The 19,511-nt window shown below is 68.4% G+C and carries 22 protein-coding genes and 1 pseudogene; 13 read left to right on the top strand and 10 right to left on the bottom strand.

Going from position 1 to position 19,511, the window contains the following annotated elements; all coding sequences use genetic code 11:
* Positions 1-128: 128 nt before the first annotated feature.
* From madM to HZR81_RS15670, 10 genes and pseudogenes are all read right to left on the bottom strand, one after another.
* Positions 129-893 carry a malonate transporter subunit MadM gene (gene madM / locus HZR81_RS15715; RefSeq protein ID WP_500128660.1) on the bottom strand — a complete coding sequence of 255 codons (765 nt, stop codon included), beginning with the start codon at positions 891-893 and terminating at the stop codon, positions 129-131.
* A gap of 5 nt (positions 894-898) precedes the next feature.
* Positions 899-1,310: pseudogene (gene madL / locus HZR81_RS15710) on the bottom strand (malonate transporter subunit MadL).
* Positions 1,311-1,430: 120 nt separating this feature from the next.
* Positions 1,431-2,357 carry a malonate decarboxylase subunit epsilon gene (mdcH, locus tag HZR81_RS15705; protein ID WP_500128659.1) on the bottom strand — a complete coding sequence of 309 codons (927 nt, stop codon included), beginning with the start codon at positions 2,355-2,357 and terminating at the stop codon, positions 1,431-1,433.
* On the bottom strand, positions 2,354-2,971 hold the full coding sequence (locus HZR81_RS15700; protein ID WP_500128658.1) for a malonate decarboxylase holo-ACP synthase: 618 nt from the start codon (positions 2,969-2,971) through the stop codon (positions 2,354-2,356). The genes mdcH and HZR81_RS15700 overlap by 4 nt, the downstream gene beginning before the upstream one ends.
* Before the next feature lie 71 nt (positions 2,972-3,042).
* Complete coding sequence (mdcE, locus tag HZR81_RS15695; protein ID WP_500128657.1) at positions 3,043-3,828, bottom strand: biotin-independent malonate decarboxylase subunit gamma; 786 nt, start codon at positions 3,826-3,828, stop codon at positions 3,043-3,045.
* A complete protein-coding gene (locus HZR81_RS15690) occupies positions 3,825-4,691 on the bottom strand; it encodes a biotin-independent malonate decarboxylase subunit beta (protein ID WP_014598092.1) in 867 nt (288 codons plus the stop codon). The genes mdcE and HZR81_RS15690 overlap by 4 nt, the downstream gene beginning before the upstream one ends.
* Positions 4,684-4,983, bottom strand: a complete 300-nt coding sequence (locus tag HZR81_RS15685; RefSeq protein WP_003281886.1) for a malonate decarboxylase subunit delta — start codon at positions 4,981-4,983, stop codon at positions 4,684-4,686. Before HZR81_RS15685 ends, HZR81_RS15690 begins: the two co-directional genes overlap by 8 nt.
* A gap of 2 nt (positions 4,984-4,985) precedes the next feature.
* Positions 4,986-5,858, bottom strand: coding sequence for a triphosphoribosyl-dephospho-CoA synthase (locus tag HZR81_RS15680; protein ID WP_500128656.1), 873 nt, complete (start codon positions 5,856-5,858; stop codon positions 4,986-4,988).
* The gene (gene mdcA / locus HZR81_RS15675) at positions 5,858-7,525 is read right to left on the bottom strand and encodes a malonate decarboxylase subunit alpha (protein ID WP_500128655.1); all 1,668 of its coding nucleotides are present in this window, start codon (positions 7,523-7,525) and stop codon (positions 5,858-5,860) included. Before mdcA ends, HZR81_RS15680 begins: the two co-directional genes overlap by 1 nt.
* A 174-nt stretch (positions 7,526-7,699) precedes the next feature.
* On the bottom strand, positions 7,700-8,464 hold the full coding sequence (locus tag HZR81_RS15670) for an SDR family oxidoreductase (RefSeq protein ID WP_042925826.1): 765 nt from the start codon (positions 8,462-8,464) through the stop codon (positions 7,700-7,702).
* A gap of 278 nt (positions 8,465-8,742) precedes the next feature.
* On the opposite strand from HZR81_RS15670, the gene phnC reads away from it, so the two are divergent.
* The 13 genes from phnC to phnP all read left to right on the top strand — a co-directional run bounded on the left by phnC (position 8,743) and on the right by phnP (position 19,313).
* Positions 8,743-9,573: a phosphonate ABC transporter ATP-binding protein gene (phnC, locus tag HZR81_RS15665; protein ID WP_500128654.1), complete on the top strand. Its 831-nt coding sequence runs from the start codon at positions 8,743-8,745 to the stop codon at positions 9,571-9,573.
* Positions 9,574-9,620: 47 nt separating this feature from the next.
* Positions 9,621-10,622, top strand: a complete 1,002-nt coding sequence (phnD, locus tag HZR81_RS15660) for a phosphonate ABC transporter substrate-binding protein (RefSeq protein ID WP_500128653.1) — start codon at positions 9,621-9,623, stop codon at positions 10,620-10,622.
* 62 nt (positions 10,623-10,684) lie between these two features.
* On the top strand, positions 10,685-11,479 hold the full coding sequence (phnE, locus tag HZR81_RS15655; protein ID WP_500128652.1) for a phosphonate ABC transporter, permease protein PhnE: 795 nt from the start codon (positions 10,685-10,687) through the stop codon (positions 11,477-11,479).
* A gap of 34 nt (positions 11,480-11,513) precedes the next feature.
* Positions 11,514-12,221, top strand: a complete 708-nt coding sequence (phnF, locus tag HZR81_RS15650) for a phosphonate metabolism transcriptional regulator PhnF (protein WP_500128651.1) — start codon at positions 11,514-11,516, stop codon at positions 12,219-12,221.
* Between the two features lie 11 nt (positions 12,222-12,232).
* The gene (gene phnG / locus HZR81_RS15645; RefSeq protein WP_500128650.1) at positions 12,233-12,679 is read left to right on the top strand and encodes a phosphonate C-P lyase system protein PhnG; all 447 of its coding nucleotides are present in this window, start codon (positions 12,233-12,235) and stop codon (positions 12,677-12,679) included.
* On the top strand, positions 12,679-13,287 hold the full coding sequence (phnH, locus tag HZR81_RS15640) for a phosphonate C-P lyase system protein PhnH (RefSeq protein ID WP_500128649.1): 609 nt from the start codon (positions 12,679-12,681) through the stop codon (positions 13,285-13,287). Before phnG ends, phnH begins: the two co-directional genes overlap by 1 nt.
* Complete coding sequence (locus HZR81_RS15635; protein ID WP_500128648.1) at positions 13,287-14,396, top strand: carbon-phosphorus lyase complex subunit; 1,110 nt, start codon at positions 13,287-13,289, stop codon at positions 14,394-14,396. Before phnH ends, HZR81_RS15635 begins: the two co-directional genes overlap by 1 nt.
* The gene (locus HZR81_RS15630; protein WP_500128647.1) at positions 14,393-15,262 is read left to right on the top strand and encodes an alpha-D-ribose 1-methylphosphonate 5-phosphate C-P-lyase PhnJ; all 870 of its coding nucleotides are present in this window, start codon (positions 14,393-14,395) and stop codon (positions 15,260-15,262) included. The genes HZR81_RS15635 and HZR81_RS15630 overlap by 4 nt, the downstream gene beginning before the upstream one ends.
* On the top strand, positions 15,259-16,071 hold the full coding sequence (gene phnK, locus HZR81_RS15625) for a phosphonate C-P lyase system protein PhnK (RefSeq protein WP_500128646.1): 813 nt from the start codon (positions 15,259-15,261) through the stop codon (positions 16,069-16,071). The genes HZR81_RS15630 and phnK overlap by 4 nt, the downstream gene beginning before the upstream one ends.
* Positions 16,072-16,082: 11 nt before the next feature.
* The gene (gene phnL / locus HZR81_RS15620; RefSeq protein ID WP_500128645.1) at positions 16,083-16,787 is read left to right on the top strand and encodes a phosphonate C-P lyase system protein PhnL; all 705 of its coding nucleotides are present in this window, start codon (positions 16,083-16,085) and stop codon (positions 16,785-16,787) included.
* Entirely contained in the window at positions 16,777-17,922 is a 1,146-nt protein-coding gene (locus HZR81_RS15615) for an alpha-D-ribose 1-methylphosphonate 5-triphosphate diphosphatase (protein WP_500128644.1), read from the top strand. The genes phnL and HZR81_RS15615 overlap by 11 nt, the downstream gene beginning before the upstream one ends.
* Before the next feature lie 96 nt (positions 17,923-18,018).
* Complete coding sequence (phnN, locus tag HZR81_RS15610; protein WP_102839038.1) at positions 18,019-18,573, top strand: phosphonate metabolism protein/1,5-bisphosphokinase (PRPP-forming) PhnN; 555 nt, start codon at positions 18,019-18,021, stop codon at positions 18,571-18,573.
* Positions 18,564-19,313, top strand: a complete 750-nt coding sequence (gene phnP / locus HZR81_RS15605; RefSeq protein WP_500128643.1) for a phosphonate metabolism protein PhnP — start codon at positions 18,564-18,566, stop codon at positions 19,311-19,313. The genes phnN and phnP overlap by 10 nt, the downstream gene beginning before the upstream one ends.
* Positions 19,314-19,511 lie beyond the last annotated feature (198 nt).

The raw sequence follows: 19,511 nt of genomic DNA, 5'->3' as shown, positions 1-19,511 counted from the left end.
GCGGCGAAGCCGAGGGCCAGTTTGTGGCTGACCTTGAGAGTGTTCATCTTTCTACCTTCCTTGATGAACGCAAGCGCGCCCCGATGGGGGCGCGCTTGCGGATGACGCTGAGTGACGACGGGAACGGCTCAGCCGAGCAGCCCGCGCATGACGAAGAACAGCAGCGACGGCCCGAGCAGGCAGCCCAGCGCGGTATAGAACGCGGCGGTCAGGCAACCGTAGGGCACCAGCTTCGGATCGGTGGCCGCCAGGCCGCCGGCCACGCCGCTGGAGGTGCCGATCAGGCCGCCGAAGATCACCGCCGAGCGCGGGTTGTTCAGGCCGATCAGCGGGGCGACGAAGGGCGTGGCCACCATCACCAGGATCGCCTTGACCAGGCCGGCGGCGATCGACAGCGCCATCACCTCGGAGCTGGCGCCGATCGCCGCACCGGTGACCGGGCCGACGATGTAGGTCACCGCACCGGTGCCGATGGTGGTCAGGCTGACCGCATCGGTGTAGCCGAAGGCGATGGCCACCGCGACACCGGCAATGAACGACGAGAACACGCCGACGAACAGCGCCAGCACGCCCACCATCCCGGCCCGCTTGAGCTCTTCGACGCTGACGCCGAAACCGGTGGCGACGATGGCGAAGTCGCGCAGCATGGCGCCGCCGAGCAGGCCGATGCCGGAGAACAGCGCGATATCGACCAGCCCTTTCTGCCCGCCGGTCACCACCCCGCCGATGTAGGAGAGCAACAGGCCGATGAGGATCGCCACCGCCGAGCCGTGCAGACGGCCCTTGGTCAGCTTGTCCGACAGCCAGTAGGACAGCCACATGGTCGCGCCGATGAGGGCGAAGCCACTGATCAGGCCGTAGCCGGACACCACTTTCATCAGAGATTCGTACATGGCCGTTACCCCCGCGCGCCGACGACAGGTTTGACGGCCGCGGCCGGCTCGGCCTCAGGCTTTTTTCGGCCGATGCGGTCCAGCACCGGCAGCAGGGCAAAGCCCAGCACCACCGCCGCGACGCCGGCGAGGATCGCCATCGGGCCGCCGGACAGCGCGCCGTAGACGTTCTGCTGCGCGGCCATGGCGACCACGATCGGAATGTAGACGGCGCTCCAGAACTTCACGCCCTGTTCGGTTTCCGGCTTGAACAGGCCGCGGTTCTTAAGGTAACTGCCGACGAGGATGAGCAGCACCATGGCGATGCCGACGCCACCGACGTTGGCCGGTACGCCGATCAGCTTGCCGAGCAGCTCGCCGACGAAGATGCCGGTGAGGGGTACACAAGGCCAGGAAGGCCACACCAAAGATGATCATTGTTCTTGTCCTTTTGGTTGCGCCGGCCTGCAGAGGGCGTGGCGCGTGTTGTCGAGGTCGTTGTTGTTATCCATCGATCAGCCGCGAGTAAGGCTTGCTCGCGCTGAATGTGCACGCGGTCTATCGGCTCTGGCTGCCCTCCTGACGCAGCAAGGTGTCCAGTGTGTCGAGCCGGGCGCCGTCGAAGGCGGCCAGCGTACCCTGTTCGAAAACCCGCCGCGCCAGGCCGGTGAGCACCTGGCCCGGGGGCAGTTCGATCTGCAGACGCACCCCGCGCTCGTAGGCGGTGCGCAGAGTGCCGTGCCAGTCGACGACGCGGCACATGTTGAAGGCCAGGTCGTCGCGCAGGCGCTCGCTATCGAATATCGGGCGTGCGGACGAGCTGCTCAGATAGCGAATTTGCGGAGCGCGCAGGCTGACGCCGGCGAAGGCTTCGGCCAGCTGCCGCGCCGGCTGCTCGAGCAACGCGCAGTGCGACGGCACGCTCATCGCCAGACGCCGCGCACAGGAGGCACCGAGGGCCTTGGCGCGGGCGGCGACCGCCGCCATGGCGGCATCGCTGCCGGCGATGACGAGCTGGTTGTCGGCGTTGATATTGGCCAGGTAGGCGGGCGCCTTGGCCTCCGCCAACAGGCCTTCGACCGTGCTCAGCGACAGGCCGAGGATGGCGGTCATGCCGTAGCCCTGCGGGTAGGCCTGCTGCATCAGCTCGCCACGCAGCGAGACCAGCCGCACCGCGTCGCGATAGTCCAGCGTCCCGGCGACCACCGCCGCGGCGTAGGCACCGATGGACAGCCCGGCGACGTAGTCCGGTCGCTGGCCATCGCGCATCAGCAGCCGCGCTCCGGCGACCCCGGCGATCAGCAGGCAAAGCTGCACCGCTCGGGTCGATTGCAGCGCGTCGGCCGAATCGAGCAGCAGCGCGTCCTCACCCAGCACCGCACTGGCCTGCGCCAGGCATTCGAGGACTTCAGGCTCCTGTGGCAGACGCTGGAGCATGCCGGTCTTCTGCGCGCCCTGGCCGGGAAAGGCGAACAGGCTACTCATGCCGCACGCTCCGTGGCCCAGGGATTGCTCACCAGACGCGGTCCTTCGGCGGTCTTGACCAGCACCCGTGCGGCGCCACCGGCCCATTCGCCGAGCGCCACACCGCCCAGCGGAGTTTCCAGTTGCAGGTCGACGCGGCAGGCGCGACCTTCCAGCAGCTGCAACAGTGGGCGCGCCTCGCTGCGTGGCAGCGGGCGCTCGGCTCTGAGCAGCAGATCCAGATCGCTGTCCGGGTGCGCCGTCGGCAGCCCGGTGGCGAGCTGAAAACCCGCCGAGCCGGTAACGCCCCAGGCGTGGCCCAGCGCATCGAGCAAGGGGCGTAACTCGGCCAGCACGCGGAACACCGGCAGATCCTCACTGGCCTGACGAGCGAGCAGATCTTCCGGTGCCAACCGATGAGCGATCGCCTCGATCGGCATCAGCGCGGCCAGGCGTTGATCACGCGTCGCCCCGCGCAACCCGACCGCAACCAGGCCGGCAGCCACACGCGCACGCCGCACCACCACCGGCTGGCCAGCGGCGAGCACGGCAACCGCCCAGGCGGGCGCATCGGCCGGCAGCTGTGCTGGAGTCATGCCCCAGAGCAGGTCGTGGGGGCGAGGTGTGTCGTGCATCTACAGCCTCCTCGGATTGTTGTTGTCGAGTCGCTGATCGCTGTGGCGAATAGGGCCGCGTCAGGTGTTCGCTACCACTGCGCGCGCAACAGCTCGCGCACCCGCGACGAGGCCTCGCGATTCGGCGCACCGAGGCGGCCGCGCAGGTCGCTGCTGCTGCCGATGTCCTCGACGGCCTTCTGCAGGCAATCCCGGACCTTCTGCAAATCGTCACTGCCCGGCTGCTCGATGTTTGTCACCGAGAGGGTTTCCCAGAGCAGGCCGAGGGTCGCGTAGTTGTCGATGTCGTAGGCCATTGGCGGCACCGATTCGGCCAGGGCTTCCAGCTCCTCGACGCTGCGCAGGGTGATGCGCGCCGCGGCGGCCTTGCCCATGGCATGCACCATCACGCCCGGATCGCGCAGGGCGATGATCCGCTGGGCCTGATAGCCATGAGCGAGAAAGGCGCCGGACATGGCCTTGCCCACCAGCAGCGCGACCACCGGGTGCCCGGCCAGCCGTGCGCGGGCATAGCCGTCCACCGCGCCGGCCAGCGCCTGATGAATGCCGAGGGCTTCTTCGCGGCGACCATAGGCCTGGCTCGGCACGTCGACCACGGCGACCACCACACGCTTGTCCGCCTTGTCGCGATCGGCCGCGATCACCTCGCCCAGCGCCTGGCCCAGCGCCCAGCCTTCGAGCAGACCGACCTCGCCATTGCGCGCGCGCGGAAAGGGATTCTCGGCGTCCGGCACCACGGCGATATAGCGGGCGGCGCGCTCACCGAGCGTGCCGTCGACCACCTTCACCGAGGCCGGATAGCCCGCCAGTGCCTGACCGCCCGCCAGGGCTTGCAACCAGTTCAGTCCACGGCTCATTGGGCATCTCCTTCGTAGAGGGCACGCACGGCGGCGGCATCGAGCTGCGTGCGGGTGTCGACGTCGGCCAGGCGCTGGAGGTACCAGGCGTGGCGGCGGCTGCGCGGCTGCAGCGGCTTGCCGAGGGCAAACAGTTCGTGCAGTTGCGCCCGGATGGCGTCGGTGTCGTCGGCCACGTAGGCGTCCACCAGACCCGAGGCATAGCGTTGCTCGCCGCCGGTCAGGCTCCAGATGAACGGGCGGTCGCGCGAGTCGTACTCGTCGAGCCCGGCTTCCTGCTCGATCACCTGCGGGCCATTGAGGCCGACGCGGGCTTCGCGGGTGACGACCAGGTAGCTGCACAGCCCGGCGGCGATGGACATGCCACCGAAGCAGCCGACGGAACCGGCGACCACGCCGATCACCGGCTGGTAGTCGCGCAGCTCGACGATGGCCGCCTGGATCTCGGCGATGGCGGCCAGGCCCAGGTTGGCTTCCTGCAGACGTACGCCGCCGGTTTCCAGCAGGAGCACGGCGCGGGTCGGGATGCCGTTGCGGTTGTCTTCGGCAGCCAGCTCCAGCGCGCCGGCGATCTTCGCGCCGCCAACTTCGCCCATGCTGCCGCCCTGGAAGGCGCCTTCGATGGCGGCGATCACCGCCGGCTGGCCGTCAAGGGTGCCCTTGGCGACCACCACGCCGTCGTCGGCCTGGGTGACGATGCCCTGCTTCGGCAGCCAGGGCGAGGTGACGCGATCGAACGGATCGAGCAATTCGCGGAAGCTGCCCTCGTCCAGCAGTGCGCGGGCACGCTGGCGGGCACCGAGTTCGACGAAGCTGCGCGACTCGAGTAAACGGGCCACGGTGTTAGCGGACACATCAGTCATGGCCGACTTCCTCCAGTCCCTGCTCCAGGCGCAGACGCACTACGCCGGGCGTGGCCCCAAAATCGTGAATATCGATGTTCAATGCCGGTGGCGTCTGCTCGCGGAACATCCGCTCGAACAGGCTCTTCCAGCGTTGCTCGGCACCATTGACCGAGGTGACTACCTGGATCGCCAGCTTGCCGGCCTGGCCGGGTTCCAGTAGCACTTCCAGGTCGCCCGAGCCGACCACGCCGACCAGGGCCTTGCCGCGGGCGGGTTGCCCGGCGGCGAATTCGAAAGACAGAGTTTCCATGTTCAGTTGCTCCCAGTCGGCGCCGGCGCATGCGGCGCCAGACGGTCGAGGAAAAGGGTGGCGGCCAGGAGGTCGGCGGCGCCCCCCGGCGAGGCGTTGAGGGCGAGCATGTCGCGATCGAGCAGGCGCAGCTGGCGACGACCGGCGAGGCTGGCGGCACCACCGGCTTCGAGCACGGCGCGGGCTCCGGCCTGCATGCGGGTCAGCCCTTCCAGACCGGCGCGATGCAGCACGCAGGTGTCGGTCAGGCTGCTCATGATCGCCAGTAGTGCATCGAGCCTGGCGTTCTGCTCGCCGGCGCCGGCGCAGCGACTGGCCAGGAGTTGCGGCAAGCCGTGCTCGATGACCGCGGGGAAGCCGTGCTGCGCCTGTTCGCGGGCGCCGAGCACGCCGTAGCGGCGGCAGACCCGCGCGCCGTGGCTGTCCGGGTTGTGCGGCACGGCCGGGTCGTCCAGCCGCGCCAGGGCGGCCGCGCTGGCGGCGATCCCGCCGGCCGAAGCGCCGCTTTCCAGCATGGCCGCCGCGCTGAGCAGCCCCAGCGCCCAGATCGCGCCGCGATGGGTGTTGACCCCGGCGGTGACGCGCAACATCTCCGCTTCGCCGTCGCGGCCCAGCTGGCCGAGGGTTTCACGCAGCGCCTGGCTGACCCGACCTTCGCTCCGCGCGGCATCGGCCATGGCGGCGAACGCCGGCCACAGCGACTGCGCCGAGGCGTGCATCAGCCCCAGGTGCAGATCGCTGTGCGCGCCACTGCCGCGCCGGTCGACCAGCCCCGGCTTGGGCGACAGGTCGGCCTCGTCGACCAGCGCCTGCACCGCCAGATCGGCCAGGCGCTCGGCCGCGGACGGCGCCTGTCGTGCAATGAGTGCGCTCATCACCAGCTCCTGAACTTGGCAGGCGGGTTGTAGAGGCCGCCGGACCACTCCACCAGCTCGGCGATGCTCTTGGCGGCGAGCAGTTCGCGGGTGGCGTCGTTGCGGCGGATGCCGAGGTCTTCCGGCAGGGCGATCAGCCCTTCGCGGCGCATGCGCTCGGTGTCCTTCGGGTTGTGCCGCAGGCCGATGCTGGTGACGCCGGCCACCGCTGCGATCATCGCCTGGCGTTCCTCCAGCGAGCGGGCCTTGTACAGGTAGGCGATGCCTTCCTCGGTGAGCAGATGGGTGACGTCGTCGCCGTAGATCATGATCGGCGCCAGCGGCATGCCGCTCTTCTTCGCCACCTCCACCGCGTCGAGCTGCTCGACGAAGGTGGGTTTGCCGCCTTCCTGGAAGGTCTCGACCATCTGCACCACGAGCTTCTTGCCGCGCTCGAGCAGGGTCACCGGGGCTTCGCCGCCGGGCATGGCCATGTCCAGCCAGGCCGGGGTCGGATGGCGCCGGCCGCGCGGGTCGTGGCCCATGTTCGGCGCGCCGCCGAAACCAGCCAGGCGCCCGCGGGTGACGGTGGAGGAATGCCCATCACCATCCACCTGCAGGGTCGCGCCGATGAACAGGTCCACGGCGTACTGCCCGGCCAACTGGCACATCATGCGGTTGGAGCGCATCGAGCCGTCGCGGCCGGTGAAGAACACGTCCGGGCGCTGGGCGATGTAGTTCTCCATGCCCAGCTCGGTGCCGAAGCAATGCACGCTCTCGACCCAGCCGGTCTCGATCGCCGGGATCAGCGTCGGGTGCGGGTTGAGCGTCCAGTTGCGGCAGATCTTGCCTTTCAGGCCCAGGGATTCGCCGTAGGTCGGCAGGATCAATTCGATGGCGGCGGTGTTGAAGCCGATGCCATGGTTGAGCGACTGCACGCTGTGTTTTTCATAGATGCCGCGGATCGCCATCATCGCCATCAAGACGTGCACCGGCTTGATATGGCGCGGGTCGCGGGTAAACAGCGGCTCGATATAGAACGGCTTGTCGGCGACCACGACGAAGTCGACCCAGCTCGCCGGGATATCCACACGCGGCAGCTCGTCGACGATCTCGTTGACCTGGAAGATGACGATGCCGTCGCTGAAGGCGGTCGGCTCGACCAGCGCCGGGGTGTCTTCGGTGCTGGGGCCGGTATAGATGTTGCCGTGACGGTCGGCCTGGAAGCCGGCGACCAGCGCGACGTTGGGAATCAGGTCCACCAAGAGGCGCGAATAGAGTTCGATGTAGGTGTGAATGGCGCCGACTTCCAGCAGCCCGTCTTCGAGCAGCTGGCTGATGCGCAGGCTCTGCGGGCCGGCAAAGGAGAAGTCGAGCTTGCGCGCGATCTGCCGTTCGAACAGATCCAGGTGCTCGGCGCGGCTGACGCTCGGCATGATCATGTGCAGGTCATGCAGCTTGCCGGGGTCGGCTTGGGCCAGGGAGCGGGAGAGGAAGTCCGCCTGCTTCTGGTTGTTGCCCTCGAGGACCACGCGATCACCGGGGGCGATCAGCAGTTCCAGGGCCTCGACGATCCGCTCGCTGGGCAGTACCACGCCATCGGCGAGGCTGCGCACCTGATCGAGACGACGGGCTTTTTCAGCGCGACGACGCGACCACTGCGGCGGTGGGGAGATTGTTGTTGTCATGGCGACTCCACAGTTTTTCCGCTTGTGGAGCGCACAGTAGGGACGTGACCGAAGGGTCATCAATCAAGCAGCGGACGCAATCGTTACGCTTGAGTTAACGATATGTCTGGACGGCCGGTTTGCCGGGGATGCAGCAGGCGCGGCGCATTGCACGCCACGCCTCCTAGGAGCCGATTACTTGTCGCGATCGATGTTGAACGGCGACCAGGCCTGGCGTGTCGGCATCACTTCCAGACGGTTGATGTTGATGTGATCCGGCAGGGTGGCGACGTAGAAGATCTGCTCGGCGATGTCCTCGGCGGTCAGCGGCGTGGTGCCGCGGTACAGCCGGTCGCTGGCATCCTGATCGCCCTTGGTGCGGACCAGGGTGAACTCGGTCTCGGCCATGCCCGGGGCGATGTCGGTAACGCGCACGCCGGTGCCAAGCAGGTCGCAGCGCAGGTTGTAGCCGAACTGCTCGACGAAGGCCTTGGTCGCGCCGTAGACGTGGCCACCCGGATACGGCCAGTGGCCGGCCACCGAGCCGATGTTGACGATGCTGGCACCCTTGCCGGTGGCGATCAGCGTCGGCAGCAAGGCATGGGTGACGTTGACCAGGCCGGTGATGTTGGTATCGATCATGGTGTGCCAATCGGCTAGATCGACCTTTTGCGCGGGCTGCGGCGCCAGCGCCAGGCCGGCGTTGTTGACCAGGCAATCGATCTGGCGGAACTCGGCGGGCAGCTGCTCGACCACCTCCGTCACCGCGCCGGCATGGCGCACGTCGAGGGTGGCGATATGCACCGGCACCTTCGCCGACAGCTCGCTCTGCAGCTCTTCCAGGCGCTCGCTGCGCCGGCCGGTGAGCACCAGCGCCCAGCCGGCCTCGGCGAAGCGGCGGGCAGTGGCGCGGCCAAAGCCGGAGGTGGCGCCGGTGATGAATACGATCTTCTGTTTCATGCTCTTCCTCTTTCTCTTCGATGCCTGACGGTCGCGTAGACGACGCGCCAGCACGGGACGCAATGACGGCGTCCAGCTTAGGGGGCCGCGCCGCGAAGGCAAAGCGCCGCGTGCGCTGATCGCGCGCCAGCCGGCCGCCGCTGCGTTGGCCGTCGAAGCTTCACCGAATGGTCATCGCAGGTTCACGGACGCTTAGCGGGACTGCAACAGAGCCTGACTACCTTCTCGTCTAGACAAGTTGGCCGACCTCCCCGACCGCGCAGACGAGAGGGCAAGACATGAATGCGGCTATTCGAGTCGAGCGACTGAACAAGACCTTCGCCGGCAAGCAGGCGCTGTTCGACCTGGGCCTGGCGATACAGCCGGGCGAGATGGTGGCGCTGATCGGCGCGTCCGGTTCCGGCAAGTCCACGCTGTTGCGCCATCTGGCCGGCCTGGCCTGCTGCGACCGCTCCGCCGGCGGACGCATCGAGGTGCTCGGCCGCGAGGTACAGGCCACCGGCCGCCTGCATGGCGAGGTGCGCCGCCTGCGCGCCGACATCGGCTACATCTTCCAGCAGTTCAACCTGGTCACCCGCCTCAGCGTGCTGGACAACGTCCTGCTCGGCTTTCTCGGCCGCATGCCGCGCTGGCGCGGATCGCTGGGCATGTTCAGCGACGAGCAGAAGCGCCAGGCCATGGCCGCACTGGAGCGCGTCGGCCTCGCCGAGCGCGCCGCGCAGCGCGCCTCGACGCTCTCCGGCGGCCAGCAGCAGCGGGTGGCGATCGCCCGTGCGCTGACCCAGCAGGCCAAGGTGATCCTCGCCGACGAACCCATCGCCTCGCTCGATCCGGAGTCGGCGCGCAAGGTCATGGAAATCCTCGCCGACATCAACCGCCAGGACGGCAAGACCGTGGTGGTGACCCTGCATCAGGTCGATTACGCCCTGCGCTACTGCCCCCGCGCCGTGGCGCTCAAGGGCGGGCGCATCCATTACGACGGCCCCTCGGCGGCGCTCAGCGACCGCCTGCTCAACGACCTCTACGGCGCCGATCTGGACGCCAGCCTGCTGTTCTCCGACCGCGCCCGCAATGCCGAGCCGCGGTCGTTGCAGCTGGTCAACGGCTGAGCTCCACGCCACCCGACAACCAACGCCACACCCAAGGAGTGACCTCCATGTTGAAACGCTTCAGCCGTGCTCTCGCCGCCTCCACGCTGCTGGCCGGTGCCCTCGCCGGCACCGCTCAAGCCGCCGAGACCATCACCTTCGGCATCATTTCCACCGAGTCTTCGCAGAACCTGCGCAGCGTCTGGGAACCCTTCCTCGCCGACATGAGCAAGCAGACCGGCTACGAGGTGGAGGCCTTCTTCGCCCCCGATTACGCCGGGGTCATCCAGGGCATGCGCTTCGACAAGGTCGATATGGCCTGGTACGGCAACAAGTCGGCGATGGAAGCGGTGGATCGTGCCGGCGGAGAAATCTTCGCCCAGACCGTCGCCGCCAACGGCAGCCCGGGCTACTACAGCCATCTGATCGTGCACAAGGACAGCGCCCTGAACTCCGTCGAGGACGTACTGAAGAACGCCAAGAGCCTGACCTTCGCCAACGGCGACCCGAACTCCACCTCCGGCTACCTGGTGCCCGGCTATTACGTGTTCGCCAAGAACAAGGTCGACGCCGGCCAGGCCTTCAAGCGCAGCCTCAACGGCAGCCACGAAGTGAACGCGCTGTCGGTGGCGAACAAGCAGGTCGATGTCGGCACCTTCAACAGCGAAGGCATGGAGCGTCTTGAGATCACCGCGCCGGACAAGGCCGCGCAACTGAAGATCGTCTGGACCTCGCCGCTGATCCCGGCCGACCCGCTGGTGTGGCGCAAGAGCCTGAGCGACGAGCAGAAGAACAGGCTGCGCGAGTTCTTCATGAGCTACGGCGCCAAGCCGGCCGAGAAGGAAATCCTCGCCGGCCTGCAGTGGGCACCCTTCCGCGCCTCCGACAACGACCAGCTGCTGCCAATCCGCCAGCTGGAACTGTTCAAGAAGCGCAGCGAAGTCGCCGCCGATAGCAAGCTCTCCGACAGCGATCGCCAGGCCAAGCTGCAGGGCATAGACGACGAGCTGGCCAAGCTGGAACAGCGCATGGCCGAGCGCGAGCAGAAGAACGTCGCCAAGGCCAGCTGAGCAACGCCGGGCGTGGCGCGCTGGCGCCACGCTCCAATCCGCGCCGTTTTCGAGAACCGAACATGACCACTCTGAGCACCACACCGCCGCTGGCGAGCAACGACAAGCGCAGCTGGTTGCGCCTGCTCGGCTGGGGCCTGTGCCTGGCCGTACTGGCCTGGTCCTGGCAGGGCGCGGAGATGAATCCGCTGCTGCTGATCCGCGACAGCGCCAACATGGCGACCTTCGCCGCCGACTTCTTCCCGCCAGACTTCAGCAACTGGCAGCTGTACCTCAAGGAGATGCTCACCACGGTGCACATCGCCCTCTGGGGCACGCTGCTGGCGATCGTCTGCGCCATCCCGCTGGGCATCCTCAGCTCCGAGAACATAGTGCCCTGGTGGATCTACCAGCCGGTGCGCCGACTGATGGACGCCTGCCGTTCGATCAACGAGATGGTCTTCGCCATGCTCTTCGTCGTCGCCGTCGGCCTCGGCCCCTTCGCCGGCGTGCTGGCGCTGTGGATCAGCACCACCGGCGTGCTCGCCAAGCTGTTCGCCGAGGCGGTGGAAGCCATCGAGCCAGGCCCGGTGGAAGGCGTGCGCGCCACCGGTGCCAGTGCGCTGCAGGAAGTCATCTTCGGGGTGATTCCGCAGGTGCTGCCGCTGTGGATTTCCTACTCGCTGTACCGTTTCGAATCCAACGTACGCTCGGCCACGGTGGTCGGCATGGTCGGCGCCGGCGGCATCGGCGTGATCCTCTGGGAAGCCATCCGCGGTTTCCAGTTCGGCCAGACCGCCGCCCTGCTGCTGATCATCATCGCCGTGGTGAGCCTGATCGACCTGCTCTCCCAGCGCCTGCGCAAGCTCTTCATCTGACGGAGTGAAGGCCTGCCCGGCCTTCGAAAAAACCATGCAGTTGTCTAGACAACCCAGCGAACCGCTCTACCTCGAACTGGCCCAGGTGCTGCGCGGCGAGCTGCGCCACTACCGCATCGGCGACTTCCTCCCCGGCGAGATGCAGCTGGCGCGCCGCTTCGCGGTCAACCGCCACACCCTGCGCCGCGCCGTCGACGAGCTGGTACAGGAAGGCCGCCTGCTGCGCCGCCAGGGCAAGGGTACCCAGGTGCTGCAACGCCCGCTGGTCTATCCGCTGCAGGCCGACAGCGCCTACAGCGATGCGCTTGCCGCCCTCGGCGTGCGCACCGAGGCGCGCCTGCTCGAGCGGCGCCAGCTCAGCGCCAGCGCCGAGGAAGCGCGCCACCTGCAACTTACCGAAGGCGCCGCGCTGATCGAGCTGAGCACCCTGCGCCTGCTCGACGGCGAGCCGGTCAGCCTGATCCGCCACCGCTACTGCGCCAGCCACGCCGAACGCCTCGCCGACTATCAGGGCGGCTCGCTGCGCCGCTACCTCGGCGAACGCGGCCTGCCGCTGACGCGCCGTTTCAGCCTGATCGGCGCACGCCTGGCCGATCGCGACGAGGCCGCACAGCTGCTGATGCCCCTGCGCATGCCGCTGCTGTCGGTGTTCACCCTGTCCTGCGATGCCGCCGGCCGACCGGTGGAGATCGCCCTTTCGGCCAGCCGTTCCGACCGCTTCCAGTACCAGGTCGCCACCTGATGGAGAACCCCATGCACACCCGCGAACAATCCCCGCGCCAGCGCTGGATGGCCGTGCTGGCCCGCGCCAGCGCCGCCGATCTGGCGCCTTTCGAGAGTGACCTGCGCGACTGCGCCTACCAGCTGATCCGCCCCGCGGAAATCGGCATGACCCTGGTGCGCGGCCGCATGGGCGGCACCGGTGCGCCGTTCAACCTCGGCGAGATGAGCGTCACCCGCTGCGTGGTGCGCCTGGCCGATGGCAGCACCGGCTACAGCTACCGCGCCGGCCGCGACAAGCGCCAGGCCGAGCTCGCCGCGCTCGCCGACGCCCACCTGCAAGGCCCGCAACAGAGCCGCTGGCTCACTGAACTGATCGAACCGCTGGCCACCGCGCAGGCCCGGCGCGCCGCGCAAAAGGCAGCCGAAACCGCCACTACCCGCGTGGAGTTCTTCACGCTGCTGCGAGGAGAAGACTGATGAATCGCGCCCCATCCGACCTGTTGCAGGCCGCCTTCGCCGACCCGGTGCTGGATGCACAGAAGAGCTTTCGCGCCGCGCTCAAGTCCCTGGCCGAGCCGGGCACGCGCCAGCCGCTGGTCAGCGTCGCCGCCATCGAGCCGCTGCAGGCCGCCGGCTACGCGCTGTGCCTGAGCCTGCTGGATAACGACACACCGCTGTGGCTGGCGCCGGCCTTCGACACCCCCACGATCCGCGCGAACCTGGCCTTCCACTGTGGCTGCCCGATCGTCGAGGCGCGTGAGGAGGCGATGTTCGCCCTGCTTGATGCCGCCGCGCTGGACGACCTCTCCGGCTTCTACGCCGGCAGCGAGCGCTACCCGGACCAGTCCTGCACGCTGCTGATCCAGCTCGACCGTCTCGACCGCGGCCCGGCGCTGAGCTGGCAGGGCCCGGGCATCGACGGCAGCCGCCTGGTCGGCCTGCCTCTGAAACCGGCGTTCTGGCAGCAGCGCGCCGCGCGCAACGACTTCCCGCGCGGGCTCGACGCACTGTTCTGCGCTGACGGCGAAGTGCTCGGCCTGCCGCGCAGCACCCGCATCGGCGATTCGCTGCAGGAGGTGGCCTGATGTACGTCGCGGTCAAGGGTGGCGAACAGGCCATCGACAACGCCCACGCGCTGCTGGCGAAGAAGCGCCGCGGCGATACCGGCATCGCCGAACTCGGCGTCGAGCAGATTCGCCAGCAGCTGCCGCTCGCCGTGGCGCGGGTGATGAGCGAAGGCTCGCTGTACGACGAAGAACTCGCCGCGCTGGCGATCAAGCAGGCCGCCGGCGATCTGGTCGAGGCGATCTTCCTCTTGCGCGCCTACCGCACCACGCTGCCGCGCTTCGCCGAAAGCCTGCCGCTGGACACCGGCGCCATGCAGCTCAGCCGGCGCATCTCGGCGACCTTCAAGGACGTGCCCGGCGGCCAGCTGCTCGGCCCGACCTTCGACTACACCCACCGCCTGCTCGATTTCGCCCTGCTCGCCGAAGGCGAACGCGCCGGCCCGCCGGTGGATGAAAGCGCCACGCTGGGCAACTGCCCGCGGGTACTCGGTCTGCTCGGCGAGGAAGGCCTGATGACGCCGGAAGTCGACCGCGGCGAGCCGGTGCCGGACCTCACCCGTGAGCCGCTGGAGCTGCCGACGAGCCGCGCCGAACGCCTGCAGGCGCTGGCCCGCGGTGACGAGGGCTTTCTCCTGGCGCTGGGCTATTCGACCCAGCGTGGCTACGGCCGCAACCACCCGTTCGCCGGCGAGATTCGCATCGGCACCGCCGAGGTCTGGATCGAGCCGCAGGAGCTGGGCTTCCCGGTCTGCCTCGGCGAGATCGAGCTGACCGAGTGCGAGATGGTCAACCAGTTCGTCGGCGAGAGCGCCGAGCAGGCGCAGTTCACCCGCGGCTACGGCCTGGCCTTCGGTTATGCCGAGCGCAAGGCGATGGGCATGGCGCTGGTCGACCGCGCGCTGCGTGCCGGCGAGTACGGCGAGGAAGTGCAGGGCCCGGCGCAGCAGGAGGAATTCGTCCTGATGCACTGCGACAACGTCGAGGCCGCCGGATTCGTCTCGCACCTGAAGTTGCCGCACTACGTCGACTTCCAGTCCGAACTGGAGCTGATCCGCAAGCTGCGCCAGCCGCAAGCCGAGCAGACCGAAGCAGACGCCGAGACGCCAGCTAAGGAGAAACGCGCATGAATGCCCAGGCCATTCCCGCCCGCGAGGCGGGCTACAACTTCGCCTACCTCGACGAGCAGACCAAGCGCATGATCCGCCGCGCACTGCTCAAGGCGGTCGCCATTCCCGGCTATCAGGTGCCCTTCGGCAGCCGCGAGATGCCGCTGCCCTACGGCTGGGGCACCGGCGGCATGCAGCTGACCGCCGCCATTCTCGGCGCCGACGACGTGCTCAAGGTGATCGACCAGGGCGCCGACGACACCACCAACGCGGTGTCGATCCGCCGCTTCTTCGCCCGCACCGCCGGGGTCGCCACCACCGAACGCACCCCGGAAGCGACGGTGATCCAGACGCGCCACCGCATCCCGGAAACCCCGCTCGCCGCCGGGCAGATCATGGTGTACCAGGTGCCGATTCCCGAGCCGCTGCGCTTCATCGAGCCATCGGAAACCGAGACGCGCACCATGCACGCGCTGGGCGACTACGGCGTGATGCACGTGAAACTCTACGAGGACATCGCCACCTTCGGCCACATCGCCACCAGCTACGCCTACCCGGTGACGGTGGACGGGCGCTACGTGATGGACCCGTCGCCGATTCCCAAATTCGACAACCCCAAGCTGGACCGCAGCCCGGCACTGATGCTGTTCGGCGCCGGCCGCGAGAAGCGCCTCTACGCCGTGCCGCCGTACACCCGCGTGGTCAGCCTGGATTTCGAGGATCACCCGTTCCAGATCCAGCAGTGGGAACAGTGCTGCGCCATCTGTGGCAGCGGCGATTCCTACCTCGACGAGCTGATCGTCGACGACGCCGGCAGCAAGCAGTTCGTCTGCTCGGATACCGACTATTGCGCGCAGCGCGCCCAGCAACAGGAGAGCCGCCCATGAGTGCCGCCGAACAACTGCTGCCCGCCGCGGGCGTCGGCACCGAGCCGCTGTTCGCGGTGCGCGACCTGACCCGTCTGTACGGCCCGGACAAGGGCTGCCAGGGCGTGTCCTTCGACCTCTACCCCGGCGAAGTGCTGGGCATCGTCGGCGAGTCGGGCTCGGGCAAGTCCACCCTGCTCTCGCTGCTCTGCGGCCGCTGCCCGCCGGATCGCGGCAGCGTGCAGTACCGCGACGCTGCCGGCGACTGGCTCGACCTCTACGCCGCCAGCGAGGCCGAGCGGCGCACGCTGCTGCGCACCGAGTGGGGCTTCGTCGAGCAGAACCCGCGCGACGGCCTGCGCATGGGGGTCTCCGCCGGCGCCAACATCGGCGAGCGGCTGATGGCCCAGGGCGTCAGGCATTACGGCCAGCTGCGCGCCGCCGGGCTGGACTGGCTCAGACAGGTGGAGATCGACCCGGCGCGCATCGACGACCTGCCGCGGACCTTCTCCGGCGGCATGCAGCAGCGCCTGCAGATCGCCCGCAACCTGGTCTCCAGCCCGAAGCTGGTGTTCATGGACGAACCCACCGGCGGCCTCGACGTGTCGGTGCAGGCACGCCTGCTCGACCTCCTGCGCGGGCTGGTGCGCGAGCTGGACCTGGCGGTGGTGATCGTCACCCACGACCTCGCCGTGGCGCGCCTGCTGGCCGACCGGCTGATGGTGATGCGCCGCTCGCGGGTGGTGGAGTCGGGCCTGACCGACCAGATCCTCGACGACCCGCAGCACCCCTACACGCAGCTCCTGGTGTCCTCGGTGCTGCAGCCATGAAGGAATCCGTCATGACGAACCTGATCGAGGTCCGCGACCTCGCCAAGACCTTCACCCTGCACCAGCAGCACGGCGTCAGCCTGCAGGTGCTGCGCGGGCTGAACTTCACCGTCGCCGCCGGCGAGTGCCTGGTGCTGCACGGCCAGTCCGGTGCCGGCAAGTCGACGCTGCTGCGCACGCTGTACGGCAACTACCTGCCGGCCGGCGGCAGCATCCGTATCCGCCACGCCGGCGACTGGCTGGAGCTGGTCGGTGCCGAGCCGCGCCAGGTACTGGCGGTGCGCCGGCAGACGCTGGGCTATGTCAGCCAGTTCCTGCGGGTAATTCCACGGGTGCCGGCGCTGGAGGTGGTGATGGAACCGGCGCTGGCGCGCGGCTGGACGCGTGTCGACGCCGAGGCGCGGGCGGAGGCGCTGCTGACCCGGCTGAACATTCCCGAGCGGCTCTGGCAGCTGGCCCCCGGCACCTTTTCCGGCGGCGAGCAGCAGCGGGTCAACCTGGCGCGCGGCTTCATGGTGAGCTGGCCGGTGCTGCTGCTCGACGAACCCACTGCCTCGCTGGACGAAGCCAACGCCACCGTGGTGCTGGAACTGATCGACGAAGCCAAGACCGCCGGCAGCGCGCAGATCGGCATCTTCCACGACCGCGCGATCCGCGAGGCAGTCGCCGATCGTTACCTGGACATGACGCAGGAGGACCTGGCCCATGCCAGCTGAACAGATACTCAGCAACGCCCGCCTGGTGCTGGCCGATCAGGTGATCCACGGCAGCCTGCTGATCCGCGACGGCCTGATCGCCGACATCAGCGCAGGCGCCAGCAGCCTGCCGCAGGCCCAGGACCTGGACGGCGCCCTGCTGCTGCCGGGGCTGGTGGAACTGCACACCGACAATCTGGAAAAGCACATGAGCCCGCGCCCCGGCGTGGACTGGCCGTCCGCCTCGGCAGTACTGACCCATGACGCACAGATCGTCGCCGCCGGCATCACCACGGTGTTCGATGCGCTGTCGATCGGCGATATCAATCCCAAGGGCAAGCGCATGCAGCAACTCGGCGTGATGCTCGAGGCCATCGCCGAGGCCGAAGCGGCCGGACAGACCCGCGCCGAACACCGCCTGCACCTGCGCTGCGAAGTCAGCCACCAGCAGTGCCTGGAGCTGTTCCGCGAGCTGGTCGAGCAGCCGCTGGTGCAGTTGGTCTCGGTGATGGACCATGCGCCAGGCCAGCGCCAGTTCGCGCGCATGGAGAAGTACCGCGAGTACTACATGGGCAAGTACCACCTGAGCCCGGCGGAGATGGATCACTTCGTCAGCGAGCAGCTGGCCAACTCGACGCGGCACAGCGACCAGCAGCGCGCCGCCATCGTCGATATCTGCCGCAGCCGCGAACTGGCGCTGGCCAGCCATGACGATGCGACGCTCGATCACGTCGAGGAATCGGCCGGCTACGGCATGGCCATCGCCGAATTCCCGACCACCTTCGAGGCCGCCGAGGCCAGCCACGCACGCGGGCTGAAGGTGTTGATGGGCGCGCCGAACATCGTTCGTGGCGGCTCGCACTCGGGCAATATCGCCGCTGCCGATCTGGCCCGGCGTGGCGTGCTGGACATCCTTTCCAGCGACTACTACCCGGCCAGTCTGCTGCAGGCCGCGCTGGGCCTGGCCGAACAGGACAACGGCTACGACCTGCCGCGCGCCATCGCCACCATCAGCCTGGCGCCGGCACGCGCGGCCGGGCTGGATGATCGCGGCGAGATCGCCGTCGGGCTGCGCGCCGACCTGGTCCAAGCGCAGGTGCACAAGGGCCAGCCGGTGATCGGCCAGGTCTGGCGCCAGGGCCGGCGCGTGTTCTGATGCATTCGCGCCCGCACCATGATGTCCCATGCGGGGCGGCCTGCCGCTACCATGCCGGTCCACGCCCCGCGTTCTCCCGTCTCTGGAGGTGATCTGATGCAAGGCCGCCTGATCTATCTGATCGGCCCGTCCGGCGCTGGCAAGGACAGCCTGCTCGACGCTGCCCGCGCGCCGCTAGCCGAGCGTGGCGTGCGCATCGCCCGGCGGGTCATCACCCGCTCGGCCGAAGCCATCGGCGAAGCCGCACACTCGGTGAGCATCGAACAGTTCGAGCGCCTGGAGGCCGAGCGGGCGTTCGCCCTCGCCTGGCGCGCGAACGGGCTGGCCTACGGCATTCCCGCCGAAATCGACGCTTGGCTGGCGGCCGGCGAGGATGTGCTGGTCAACGGCTCGCGCGGCTATCTGCCCGAGGCGCGGCAGCGCTACCCGGACCTGCTGGCGGTATTGCTGACCGTCGAGCAGGACGTGCTGCGCGAGCGCCTGCTGACCCGCGGCCGGGAGACGCCCGAGCAGATCGAGGCACGCCTGGCGCGCAATGCACTGTTCAGCGGTGAGCTGGACGACTACGTCCGCGTGGACAATTCCGCTTCGCTGCAAAGCAGCGTCGAACGCCTGCTGCAGCTGCTCGACGAGCACCGCCAATGCGGCTGACCCTGCTCGGCACCGGCGGCGCCGCACAGGTGCCGGTGTATAACTGCGCCTGTCCGGCCTGCCGCGCCGCGCAGCTCGACCCGCGTCGCCGCCGCCGTGCCTGCTCGGCGCTGGTGGAATGTGGCGACCAGCGCTGGCTGCTCGACAGCGGTCTGCCTGATCTCTGCGAGCGCTTTGCCCCGGGCAGCTTCAACGGCATCCTGCAGACCCATTACCACGCCGACCACGCCCAGGGCCTGCTGCAGCTGCGCTGGGGCGTGGGACTGAGCATCCCGGTGCACGGCCCGGACGATCCCCACGGCCTCGCCGACCTCTACAAGCATCCCGGCATCCTCGATTTCAGCGAGCCGTTCGCCGCCTTCGAACAACGCATGCTCGGCACGCTGCGGGTCACGGCGCTGCCACTGGTGCATTCGAAACCCACCTTCGGCTATCTGCTGGAAGGTCACGGGCGCCGTATCGCCTACCTCACCGACACCGTCGGCCTGCCGGACAGCACGCGTGAACGGCTGCAGGACATCGCGCTGGATGTGCTGGTGCTGGACTGCTCAACACCGCCGCGCGACGCGCCACCGCGCAATCACAACGACCTGACCCGTGCGCTGCAGAGCATCGACGACCTGCAGCCGTCGCAAGCCGTGCTGACCCACATCGGCCACGAGCTGGATGCCTGGTTCATGCATGCGTCACGGGAACTGCCGGGCAAGGTGTGCCTGGCATACGACGGGATGACGCTCTAGCGCTGCACGGACGACGCGAAAGCTAACTTCAGGGAAAGGGACGAAACAGCCGTTGGCCCGCTGGTGACGCGTGGAAAACGCTGCGCGGTTTTCCACCCTACGAGTACCAATCCGATGGCGATGGCGATGGCGATGGCGATGGCGATGGCGATGGCGATGGCGATGGGAGCGTAGGGTGGATAACGCGAAGCTTATCCA

Origin of the sequence: Pseudomonas sp. LM13 (genome assembly GCF_041381355.1) — a bacterium.
Lineage (GTDB): Bacteria > Pseudomonadota > Gammaproteobacteria > Pseudomonadales > Pseudomonadaceae > Stutzerimonas > Stutzerimonas frequens.
This window is presented reverse-complemented; position numbering and strand designations above follow the sequence as displayed.